Source organism: Pleomorphochaeta sp. DL1XJH-081, assembly GCF_049310885.1.
In the GTDB taxonomy this organism is placed as follows: Bacteria; Spirochaetota; Spirochaetia; order Sphaerochaetales; family Sphaerochaetaceae; genus CAYZJV01.
On sequence record NZ_JBMDYO010000002.1, the window covers coordinates 446843 to 458956 of the forward strand.

The following is a 12114-nucleotide window of genomic DNA, read 5'->3' on the forward strand; positions in this document are numbered from 1 at the left end:
GCTATTGGTTCGTCCCTTCAAAAACTGGACTTCTGGGCTCCAATCTTCCTGCAGAATACCCCCAGATGCTAGCGTACTCCTGTGGATCTTCTCCCATCTGCTCCAATTGCCGAAGGTATTGTGCTACCGATTTAGATTCAATGATTACCACAGAACCCATCTGCTCAATTACCGGGCTGTGCGGGCGGGTATGGTCGAATTCAAACTTAAGAATCCGCCTGCCGTCTGCAGTCATGCCAATCGTACGGTAGGTATTACTCTTTCCCACACCGGGGAGATTAATGGTATTCCTATCAGTGGCGAGAAAAGGAATCTCATCCGCATCGCGTATCTGGTCGATATGCTCAACCATGTTTGGAGCATCGGCGACAAATGATCTTAAAAGACTATGGTAACGGTAATCGACCCTGCCTACCGATTTCTCCTCTATCTGCTCCTGCATAGAACGTGGATTGTTAGCGAACAGCTCACGATTCTCCTTGAATCCCTTTACGGTGAAGGTATAGTAGGGCAATACTCCGATATCGTTGAGTACCTGACGGAGTTTCGCCGTATGGCCACGTCTGCTGGCAGCTACAGTGAATACCTCCTGATTGGTCACAGCCCACCCTGCATTGAGTAGCTTCCTCACCGCCTTGGCAGAATCGACTGATACCTCCATTGAGCTTGAGAAGTGGGTTTGGATAATGCACTGGTTAATACCGATTTCCTTCGCATCCATGCGGAAACGGGATAAGACGTCTACCAACTCCTTGGTTACTCGCTGGGGGAGATAGACGGGCAACTTGGTCCCAAGTCGTACCCGCTTGAACTCGGCTAATTTCTGCCCCTCTGGACGCATTTTGTTGTCACTCTTCTTATCGCGTGCCATCTTAAGTACCGCATCGAGAATCTTCTTGAGTGATGAGACCGAACTCATCAGTGCATCGCCACCGGTAATGAGGATATCTTCAAGGAATTCATCTGTCCTGTAGTAGACCATTGACTCATGCAGGAGTTCTGTCCAACTCTTCTTGGGCCTTAATCTATCCAGATCGAAATTGAATCGACCATTCTGAAAATCGTACATTCTCTGGCAGTAGGCACACAGTCCTCCACAGGCTCTCCCCATGGTATCGGGGATGAAAATTGCAACATTGGGATATCTTCTATGGATATTATGGGATGGTAGGATCCATCCAGCTTCATTGGGCTTTCCCGGTTCCACCACATCCTCTTTCTCCCAGGCATTTATGGTGCCGAATTCATCCACGAGATCTTGGCTATAGAATAAGTAGCTTCGTAGCGCTTCATCGGCGTAGGGATGCTCGCGTTCTTCCATAGGTCGGGTATCTATAAGGGAAAGGAAATACGGAGTGGCGAAAACAGGAATTCCCCGTTTTTCGGCATCTGCCATGATCCGCATGGTTTGCGCATCGATTGAATTATCCAAATAGCGGTTAACCTCGACAGAGCTTCTGATCGCATAGCGGAGGTGGAAACGATCCTCTCTCCACCAAGTGAGGACCTGTTTTCTGGCTTCAGCATCGGAGAGGTCCTTTTTGAAGTGGTAGGCAGCAGAAGATTTACCTTCACGACTCTCTTTTCTGATACGATCAACCAGCAATTCTACGATCCGCTCCTTGTTACGTGCTCGCCAACGGATTACTTTTTCATCCAATCCAGAGGGATGCCGCTCTGTCCACTCGTAGACCGTACTCCTACTGGGAAGATCCTGTTTTTCCAGACCATTTAGCTGACGCAAGAGGTGCAGTACATCTAAGACAAAATCAATTGTTACATCACAGGGTTTGTCCCGAAGGAGCTTCCTCATAAGTGTCACTGGTTGTGAGACTACTGCCTGTCCATGTAGGTTCCAATCCTGGAAGGATGTCCCCTCATGATCAAGAATATCTAAAATCCTGATAAAAGCGAATGAACGCCAGGTAAGCTTAAAGAAGTCCGAATAGGTATTCTGCTCGCCCTTATAGTAGGCATAGGCATCGGGAAAGTCCCTCTGCATTATTTCGGTATAATGGGTGCGAAGCCGATCGACGAGAGCTTTATCGTCCATCGATTCATCGAGCATATATGCGGTTATGACAGGATTCTCATCCCGTATCGTGTGTATAAGCTCAGAGATCGTTTTTGCATGTATATCCATGGCAGAAGAATACTACGTGGAGGAATTTGGTGTCAACAATTCAATACAAGCATCATAATCGCTTACTTGACAGGTAAATATTTGAGGGAGTCCCCGGATTCCAATTGTGCTTCCACCGTTTGTTCACGATTTGGCAAGTCATGCGCATCGAGTCTGGAGAGCATAAGGGTTGCGGCGATCGAGCCGACCTTGATCGGCTGTTGTGTCATATATGTGGGTTTTACGAACATAAAGGATTTTTCGGATTACAATCGCAGCAATTCCTACAACAACTCCTCAATCGCACCTGTGCCATCCCATTTCTCGAAGTTGGTATCCATTTCAGCCAATACGATTACACTGAAGGTCAACACTTCACAACCGAGTTCAAGATGGCCACCATATGCCACTTTCTCGTTAGAGAAGGTGATATGTGCATGGACCCTACCATTGATAATCATTCCATTGATATTCACGATATCGGCAGCAGCCTCACCCTTAGAAAAATACTCTTTAGGTGGGTTGCTCGTACTTGCAACCACATGGAAGTGGTGGCTTATAACCGATCCCACACCAGCAAGAATGACAGCATTCTTGATATCGTTTTCTTCGACGGCCTCCCTGATCTTGACCAGAAGATCATCACCAGGATTCAAACGGACCAATACAGCATCTTTGAAGGGCACTTTTTCTACTTTCATATAATTCTCCAGTCTCTATTCCATTACAAGTATGACCAATCAATCTATGTTATTGCATAAGAAGGCGTTTGCCAAGGTGAATGAAGCTATACCAGTACTTACCAAACGCACTAAATTCCCTTGCCAGAGCACTCGATAACCGGTAGGATTGCTAAAATCCTATGAGGTTATCATGATCACACATCTATTCGCATCATTACCGGTATTGCTTTTCTTCGGGTTGGGATATGTTCTCAAGAGAATCGGATTCTTTTCGCGTGAAACTATCGAAGATATCAAGAAATTCATCCTCAATTTCAGCGTCCCGGCACTTCTCTTCAGGGCATTCCTATCACTTTCGATCCAGAGAAGTTATCTGATCATGTTGCTGGTCATGTATGTGATGGCCGGCTCTATGGTTCTGTTAGGCAAACTGGTAGCCAAGATAGCGAATATCAGGACTCCCTACTTTCCTCTTTTGATGAGCGGCTTCGAGATGAGTATGTTCGGCTATGCCCTGTTCATCAGTCTCTATGGGATTGAAAATTTGGGCTATATCGCATTTTTAGGTATTGGCCAGACTCTTTTCACCTTCTCTTTCCTCATATCCATGCTTTTGGTGCTTAGGGAGGGAAAGCAGGCTCCCATGGCAGCGGTAAAGCGATTCTTCACCAGTCCGATCATCCTTGCAATCGGAGCGGGTGTCCTCGCTGGGCAGGTGGCTCCCCCATTCGATAGCACTCCCACGCTCGCCATGGTCGATTCGTTTCTACAGATGCTGGGTTCTGTAACGGTACCGCTAATCACTATGACTATCGGATACGATATTCTGATCGAGAAGAAAGGTCTTGGACTCTCTTTTATGACCATCCTAACCCGCAAGGGCTTGCTGCTGATATTCGCACTTCTGATAAACCACTACATTATCGATGGCCTTCTCCATATGGACAGCATGTATCGCTATTCTATGATGATCATTGCATTGACTCCGCCCTCATTCATCCATTCTATCCTTGCCAGACGGGGTGATGCAGAGAACATCGGCTACATCAATAGGACACTCTCTCTGGATTGCATCATCTCGGTCTTCGCTACGATGATAGTCGCTGCGGTGTATGTGTAATTTTAAAATGTTTACTTGCTAAAGGCTTTATCTGTGACCACCTGCTTACGCAGTGACAATTTACCACCCTCAGAATTTGGCTTCCAGAATGATCGCTGAGCTTTACGCTCTTCGACGGTAAATCCTAGCTCTTCATACATGCGGATCGCCTTGAAGTTGGATTCTGCGACTTCAAGTAAGAATTCCTTGTAGGGTAATCGACGAAGCAGATAGCGCTGGAGTTCTGAAGAGACGCCCATACCTCTGAAGGCGGTATCGGTAGCGACCGAATCGATATAGCACTGCGATTCATCTAGGTCGAGAGGTTTTTCCAGAACCCCACGTAACCGGAAGAAGACAATGGTGCCGCGGACGAATCCGAGTTTATCGACAAGATGGTCGTGTTGGAAGCGGTGCGAGCGTCCTGCAGTAGTGGAAAATGAAACTACACTGACAACATTTCCATCGAGGAGTGCGACGAAGTGGTTTGATGGTACGAAGGAGTGCTGCAGGATATCGGCTATAACATCTACATCGGGCGAGATGAATGAAAGCGGCTCATAGAAACTTGCGGCGAATATCTCGACTGCTTGCCGTAGATGGGTCTGACTAAGGTCAGCGAGGTTCTTGATCATAGGCTTCTTAACCATACAGATATCCCCTCTGCTGTCATAATACTACCATAGTTGAATTTAGGGAAGAGGAAATTTAGTAAAATTGTATTGCCCCTATAGGATTCTTATATAGGTTTACGAAACTCTCTCGGTTCACGTCATACGATAGTCGAGTCTCATGACGATATTCTGTGGAAAATCGCCAAATCGTTCACCAAAAATACTTACTCCACCGATGTGTTTGGCATCCTCTTTTATACCAATTTTTACGCTGGCGAAGTAGGTATCCTGGATATGTAATTGGTCCAAAGTAACAGACGATATCTGGTCATCGTCCAAAAAAGTTCCGTTTGCATCCACTACCCAGTTCTTGAGTAGTCCGTATTGGTTGAGCGACTCTGGCCACCAGGATGGGTTCTGCTTTCCACGTCTTCCACCGAAGTCTCCCGGGCTGGTCCAGGTACCGATATCGACATCGTTTATCCAGACGGTAATATCGCTTGGCCAATCGTTTCTGTAGAAGGGGGCTTCTGAACTGGCTTCGAAGGAGATTTGGAGTCGATTGATGGTTCCATTCTCGGCTATGGTGATGGGGAAGCGGTATTCGACATAGCCTTTGAAGAACCAAAGGAGTTGTGCAGATGTCCTTTCGGGGAAGTAGAAGCTACCAGGCTGGTCGAATATGCCAATGCTGTTCTTTTCATTCACGATTCCGCAGGTGGGGTGTATTTCACAATTAACAAAGTTTCCAACTGGCATGTTGGTTACTATGGTATCTTCTTCTTTGTTGAATTGTTCCCCAAGCATGAGTTTGAAGGTGACTTTATCGCAGAAGCGGCTACTGACTTTCATGGATCCGCGTATTCCGGGTTGCGATTCGGTGAAAAGGAGGCCTGCATTCTCCAAGATTCGTACATTCATTGCTGCGGTCGAGGTGGGAAGGCCGAGTGCTTCGGCTATTTCATTTACGTTAAGGCTGCTTTCATTCAATAGTTCGAGGATATTAATCCGTGCTTCATTTGCGAGGGCTTTTGCAATAAGAAGCATCTGTTTCTTGTCTGAATAATCGAGAAATACCTCTTTCAACATCTACTTCCAGCCTCCCGAAATCGTATCACTTTCTAGCCCTGAACTGGAGGGAAAAGTCTTTCCCTTCGCCCCTATCGGCTTTTCATCCCCTCTTCTCTTGCTTCCCGAAGGTACGCAAGTCGGGGACGGCCGATGCGGTGCTACCCTTTCTTAGTCTAGTAATTATACCACAGCACTTTCTAGGCAAACAACTGTGAATCAACAAATTAATGCAACAAATATTGGTATATCTGGTCAATAGCGCTCAAAAAATATTGGGCGAATATGACAAAATATACGGTAGAGGCAAAGGAGCAACTCAATGTAATAGTAATATATTAGCATTATTTATGACACTTGTCATAAATATTATTGATTTTCATCCTCCACCGTTTATAATGTATTGCAGAAATACCTACTACGACGCTGTACTTTCGCCAAATGTATTACTTCTACCCATGTCACATCATTGGCCACCCGGAAAATTCATCGGTTTTTCGATGTAATCATAGAAAAGGGGGAACAGCATATGAAAAAACGGCTGTCTTTGGCTTTGGTAATGATCATTGCATTATCATTGGTGGTAGTATTCTCTGGTTGCCCTATGAGTATGGAACCGGATTCGGACGATCTCATCGGGGACGTATCACCAGGAGGTTCGGACGACACATCGGATGATGATTCATCAGGCTCGACAGGAGAAATCACACTCACCGCATACAATCCTGTGATTATCAGTGACTTTGCATCATTGGGAGAGGCGCAAACCGCAGATGTAAGATCCACGTTAATGACTTTTATTGATGATCCACCTGATGATGTTGATGCAGAAGCCTTCGTCATGGGCGTCGTCGCCGATGCCTTCGGAGCAATGATCGAAACCAATGTTGCTGGCGCTATGGTAGCGTCCGATATCGACTTGTACTCCAAAGCAAGAACTCTCGAAGCATTGTTGCATCTACGACTGTATAATGAGGGCGTAAAATTTATCTATGATGATCCTGCCACTACTGATGTCGTCGAAGAAATAGTGCTGAGCGATATCTACATCGAGAATCTGGAACTTTTGCTCCAAGGCAAGATCGATTCGCTTACGGCACTACTTATGTCGCTTGAGCCAATGGATAGCGGAGTAGTCCCCTTCGATCTTGGAGCTGAAGGGAGTGCCGGTATCTCCATAGCCTTGGAGAGCAAGGCCGATCCACGAATGTTTGATGACAGTCCAGACTTCACCACTGATGCAGAGTCTCCACAACTGGAGGGATTTGCCAGCCTGTTCGCAGATTTTGCGATTGATATGGCTGTTGAGGCAGATGCTAGAGTAGTAGAAGATCCCGAACCAGAAATCGCACCCACGGGAACCATCAGCGGTGAGGCTGCAATCAGCATTGGAACAAACTTCGCTTTTATAAACTTGGAAACAGGAGCGACTGATGAGATAGTACGTATTCCCATGGTGCTTGAGATAGAACTGCCAGAGTTTACCGAAGTATCACTCGTAGCATTCTCAACGGCTTTCCAAGCTTATGTCGATGCGATATCGGCAGATGTTCCTGACGAAACCACGATAGGAACAGCTTATGCAGATCTGGAAACATTGCTTTGGGGAGCTGGTTCTGACGGCATGGAAATTAATCTCTACTTTGGTGATGAGTCGGCGAGTACTCCTATTGAACTCTATTCAGGTCTTGAGGCCATGAATGTGTTCATGAAGACGCTTTCTGGAATTTTAAGAATGACAATGGTCTAGTAAATATAATCAAGCCGGAGGTTTTTAGCCTCCGGCTCAACATTATCTCTCACAAACCATGCTAGTAACCGATCACTTACCGTAGTAGACCGAATTCCATCGCAATTCGTTGCGGAATTGGGGAATCTTTGTCTCTTGGCCAATCTCCACACACTCAATCCCTGTCATCTCTGCGAAGGTGCGAATATAATCCACTTCGATGGCATCGGAGTAGGCTGTATGGTGGCCACCACCTGCAAGGATCCATGCTTCGCTCGCTGTAACGAGATCAGGAAGTGGTTTCCACAACACACGAGCAACAGGTAACTTCTGGAATGCTTGGGGAGTATCGACCGACTCGACCTCAGTCACGACAATCCTGAAACGGTTTCCCATATCCACGATCGCAGCACAGAGCGCCCTACCCGGTCGGCCGTCGAATACCAGCCTAGCTGGGTCTTCACGATCTCCGATACCGAGAGGATGGACTTCTAGAGTCGGCTTGTCTTTTGCTATGGATGGGCAAATCTCGAGCATATGGGCTCCCAGGTCCAACATGGAACCCTTCTCCATATGGTAGGTGTAATCTTCCATGAAGGAGGCACCACCAGAAAGTCCCATTCCCATAACCTTAAACAGACGGACCATAGCAGCGGTCTTCCAATCACCTTCACCAGCGAAACCGTAGCCCTTACCCATCAGTCGCTGGGCCGCAAGCCCCGGCAATTGGCTCATACCATGGAGATCCTGGAAGTTGGTGGTGAAAGCCCGTGCTCCCACATCTCCAAGGAAAGCCTCCAGAGCAAGTTCGACCCTAGCCTGCTCACGCGTCTGGTTAAGAAAAGACGCTTCACTCACCGAATACTTGAACTCATAGGCTTTTTGATATTCATCTATGAGGGAGTCGACATCGCTATCGGCTACCTTATTCCGGTAGGCGACGAGGTCTCCAATACCATAGTAGGGGACTGACCATCCGAGCTTGATCATTGCCTCTACCTTGTCTCCATCGGTCACCGCGACATCACGCATGTTGTCGCCGAAGCGGGCTATAATAAGATCACGACTCTCAGCAACGGCAGCTGCCGAACGCATCCAACGGGCAATCCTGTCCTGTGTCTCCTGGTGGGACCAATGTCCGGTTATCACCGTCCTCGGAATATCCATACGGGCGGTTATATGGCCGAATTCACGATCCCCATGGGCACTCTGGTTCAGATTCATGAAGTCCATATCGATAGTATCGAAGGGAATCTTCTCATTGAACTGAGTATGCAACTGCAACAATGGCTTGGAGAGGACCGAGAGCCCTCCAATCCACATCTTGGCGGGACTGAAGGTGTGCATCCAACAGACTACTCCACCACAGGAAGCATCAGCGCCAGCCTGTTCAATCGTTGAACGGATCTGCGAAGAGCTCTTTTGCACCGGCTTGCTCACTAGCTTGAAGGGCAATGAGCCACTTTTATTCAAAGCATCGACCATCTTCTGGGAATCGGCAGCGACCTGTTTCAGCGGCCCCTCTCCATAGAGGTCCTGACTACCGGTCAGGAACCAGAAATCCAACTCTTTCAATTGCTTCATCATCCTCTCCTCTGTTTCTCTTCGAAGGCGCCCAATGCAAGGTACCGTTCATACAAGGTGTCGTAAATCTTCTTTTTCTTGGTATCCGGCTTATGGACCCGCTCCATCGGAGCACAGAGGGCTTTTTGTGCCGAGGGAATATCGGGGTAGAGCCCGGCAGCAACGGAGGCATAGGCCGCAGCTCCAATCGCTGGAGCCTGGTCATTGCTTGTAACTTGGATTTCCCGTCCGGTTACATCGGCAAGAATTTGCATACCGATCTTACTCTTTCTGGCAACTCCGCCGATTGCAATGATCTGATCTATCTTGACGCCTCCAGCCTCAAAGCATTCCAAGATTGCCCGTGCACCATATGCAGTGGATTCCAAGAGCATCCTCATGATAGCAGGAGCATCGGTACCCAGACTGAGACCCGAAAGAGCCCCTTTGAGCGTCTGGTCGGCATTCGGAGTTCGTCGACCATTTATCCAATCGAGTGCTACTGGAGAGTTTTCGGTCACTTCAATCTCCTCGGCTGCCTTCTCCAATGCAGCAAGAACCTTCTTCTCCATCTTTGTTGCGGTTTCTTCATCGATATCGAGTCCCATATTCTGTACTGGCCACATGAGAACATTCCTGAACCATGCGTAAAAGTCACCATATGCCGATTGTCCAGCCTCATACCCGATATAGCCTGGGACTACTGAACCATCTACCTGACCAGCTATACCAGCGACTCGTCGCTCTGTTTCACCCTCGGCTGGTTGTGGACCAATAATGATATCGCAGGTACTGGTTCCTATGCTCTTTACCATGACTCCTTCGGCCACATGACCACCGACTGCACCAATATGGGCATCGTAAGAGCCAACGCAGACCGGTATACCGGAAGGAAGTCCAAGTTTTCCACTCCACTCTTGAGTGAGCTGGCCAGCAACCTGGTCGGATGTATAGGTCTCACTACCCAGGTTCTGTCTAACTTTCACTAAAAGAGGATGCAACATCCCGAGGAACTCTTCGGATGGATACCCGCCCCATGAAGCATGCCAAGCGATCTTGTGTCCAGCAGAGCAGCGGCCACGCTTGATTTTATCCAATGCGGTGGTGCCGGTAAGGACAGCAGAGAACCAGTCACAATGCTCGACAGCAGATACCGCACTATCGACTATTGCACCACCCTTTCTGGCAACATGCAGCAGTTTAGACCAGAACCATTCGGAAGAGTAGGTACCGCCCATGAATTGAGTATAATCTGTTCCACCCCAACTGTGGGAGAGGGCATTGAAATCATCTGCCTCTTTTACCGCAGTATGATCCTTCCAGAGAATGAACATCGCATCGGGATTATCGGCAAAACGCTCATTGAGCGCTAAAGGAGTACCATTTTCGTCGCACAAGCAGGGAGTACTTCCAGTGGTATCGACACAAATTGCACGGACCTTAGACATGGCTTCCTTACACTCTTTGGCGGCATCGTTCACCGCAAATTCGAAACTCTCGGTGTAATCTAGGGGGTGTTGCCTGAATTGGTTCGCTTTGGGATCGCAATAGAGTCCCTCTTTCCACCTTTTATAGTACGAGACCGCACTGCCGGCGACTTCGCCGTCTGCGGCATCGATTACCACCACCCGTACCGAGTCAGAACCGAAATCGGCCCCCAAAACATAGTTCTTACCTTTTTCCATAGCGTTCGCAACTCCTTTGCCGTAAAATATTTTTATGCTATTCCAATGCTTCATTGAAGAGGACATAGTGAGAGTGCCCCTCCCATACCCCCGCAATTTTGAGATACCTACTACTGAAACCCTCATTGATAAAACCCAATTTTTCGACCAATCGTACCGAAGCATGGTTCCCTGGCATAATATTAGCTTCTATACGGTGCAGACCGAAATGCCCGAAACCAAGCGATATGACCTTCTCCACAGCCTCCCCCATGTATCCATGACAGGTCATACAACGGGCTATCCGGTAACCGAGAAAGCAAGAGAGGAAAGGTCCATAAATTATGTTTGAAAGACTGATCGAACCGATGATACCCGGCTCTTGGGGAAGCTGCAGGTAGAGGTGCAACGCACGGCCTTCCGCATTATCGGCTGCCTGTGATGCAAGTAACTTCCGCATGGAATCTTCCTGATAGAATTCGCTGGGACGAACAGGTTCCCAAGGCGCATGGAACACCTTATTGGCTATATAGAAGGCCAATACATCCTTTTCATCAAGCGACTGAGGTTGTTCCAAAACTAACCTATCGGTATAGACCCGATCGGTAAGTCGGGGATTCGAACTATCCATATCCCTATCCTAGCCCTAGCTGGCGTTTGTTGCAACATTTATGTTACAAATGCTGATTTTTCTTGCCCAAATAGAAAATTGGCGGCCGAAATCAAACGGCCGCACAGTCAGATGACAGTCCCAACGATGGGAGCGCGATCAATAATCGTCGCGGACACCGAATTCGGCATCCTCTACCCAGGATTCAGGCCTTTCGACCATGACGATGATATCATCTATGAGGTCATAGTGTCGCCTCTCCTCCTCGATGATCTTCGAAAGAGCTCGCTTTTGCTTCACATCGGTAACCAAGTCATGCTGCTCCGAATAGAATTCGATGCTTTTCAATTCTATCTCCAATGCCTCTTCATACACGGAAAGCTGCTTCTCTTCTTGCAAGAAATCCTCTTTGGAAAATTTCTTGAATATCTGTGTTGCTCTCACTGATGCATCCGAAGTACTCGCTGGAACATCGGAATTGGCTTTCATAGCCTCGAATGTAGCCTTATGGCGATCTTCATCTTCGGCGAGCATCGTAAAGATGGTCTTAAAACCTTCCGATGTAGCCTTGGCAACCAAATCCCTATAGAAAGCCGCCCCCTCTGTCTCCATACGGATAGCGATGTCGAATAATTCCATGAAATCCTCCTATCGATAGTTCCTACCTGCATAGTACCAAAGGCTGATGGAGTTGGCAAGCAAATGCTTTATTCGGAAGGATCTGGCTCCACCCCTAGCGAAGAAGCCATCAATCGCTCATGTATTTATTACCTTCCTGTCACAACAATCATCACATAGACCATAATAAATTAGTAAATTATTGATTAATATGAAAAACATAGCTTATTATGCTTTACGATTCATACATATTTTGATTTGTCAAGAAATTTTTTCATTTTTTTACTAAAAGCTATTGCCTATTGTTCCCAAATTATCGATACTATAGGTGTGGTACTGAAAAG

The 12114-nt window shown here is 47.3% G+C and carries 11 protein-coding genes; 2 read left to right on the forward strand and 9 right to left on the reverse strand.

The window, feature by feature from the left end:
* Position 1 precedes the first annotated feature (1 nt).
* From ACODJP_RS06350 to ACODJP_RS06360, 3 genes are all read right to left on the reverse strand, one after another.
* Entirely contained in the window at positions 2–2143 is a 2142-nt protein-coding gene (locus ACODJP_RS06350; protein ID WP_422479647.1) for a KamA family protein, read from the reverse strand.
* A 62-nt stretch (positions 2144–2205) separates the two neighbouring features.
* Positions 2206–2352, reverse strand: a complete 147-nt coding sequence (locus ACODJP_RS06355; protein ID WP_422479649.1) for a hypothetical protein — start codon at positions 2350–2352, stop codon at positions 2206–2208.
* 54 nt (positions 2353–2406) lie between these two features.
* Positions 2407–2823: a PPC domain-containing DNA-binding protein gene (locus ACODJP_RS06360; protein WP_422479651.1), complete on the reverse strand. Its 417-nt coding sequence runs from the start codon at positions 2821–2823 to the stop codon at positions 2407–2409.
* A 172-nt stretch (positions 2824–2995) separates the two neighbouring features.
* Here ACODJP_RS06360 and ACODJP_RS06365 point away from each other — a divergent pair, with 172 nt between their 5' ends.
* Entirely contained in the window at positions 2996–3925 is a 930-nt protein-coding gene (locus ACODJP_RS06365) for an AEC family transporter (protein ID WP_422479653.1), read from the forward strand.
* Between the two features lie 11 nt (positions 3926–3936).
* On the opposite strand, the gene ACODJP_RS06370 is transcribed toward ACODJP_RS06365, so the two are convergent.
* Together ACODJP_RS06370 and ACODJP_RS06375 are read right to left on the reverse strand one after the other, a co-directional pair.
* Positions 3937–4554: a GNAT family N-acetyltransferase gene (locus ACODJP_RS06370; RefSeq protein WP_422479655.1), complete on the reverse strand. Its 618-nt coding sequence runs from the start codon at positions 4552–4554 to the stop codon at positions 3937–3939.
* Positions 4555–4671: 117 nt separating this feature from the next.
* Positions 4672–5607: an ArsR/SmtB family transcription factor gene (locus ACODJP_RS06375; protein WP_422479657.1), complete on the reverse strand. Its 936-nt coding sequence runs from the start codon at positions 5605–5607 to the stop codon at positions 4672–4674.
* Between the two features lie 508 nt (positions 5608–6115).
* Between ACODJP_RS06375 and ACODJP_RS06380 the strand changes: the two genes are divergently transcribed.
* A complete protein-coding gene (locus ACODJP_RS06380; RefSeq protein ID WP_422479659.1) occupies positions 6116–7336 on the forward strand; it encodes a hypothetical protein in 1221 nt (406 codons plus the stop codon).
* A gap of 72 nt (positions 7337–7408) precedes the next feature.
* On the opposite strand, the gene araA is transcribed toward ACODJP_RS06380, so the two are convergent.
* The 4 genes from araA to ACODJP_RS06400 form a co-directional block, all read right to left on the reverse strand.
* A complete protein-coding gene (gene araA, locus ACODJP_RS06385) occupies positions 7409–8899 on the reverse strand; it encodes an L-arabinose isomerase (protein WP_422479661.1) in 1491 nt (496 codons plus the stop codon).
* Positions 8899–10563: a ribulokinase gene (locus ACODJP_RS06390; RefSeq protein WP_422479663.1), complete on the reverse strand. Its 1665-nt coding sequence runs from the start codon at positions 10561–10563 to the stop codon at positions 8899–8901. The genes araA and ACODJP_RS06390 overlap by 1 nt, the downstream gene beginning before the upstream one ends.
* A gap of 37 nt (positions 10564–10600) precedes the next feature.
* A complete protein-coding gene (locus ACODJP_RS06395; protein ID WP_422479665.1) occupies positions 10601–11173 on the reverse strand; it encodes a GNAT family N-acetyltransferase in 573 nt (190 codons plus the stop codon).
* Between the two features lie 138 nt (positions 11174–11311).
* Entirely contained in the window at positions 11312–11791 is a 480-nt protein-coding gene (locus ACODJP_RS06400) for a ferritin-like domain-containing protein (protein ID WP_422479667.1), read from the reverse strand.
* Positions 11792–12114 lie beyond the last annotated feature (323 nt).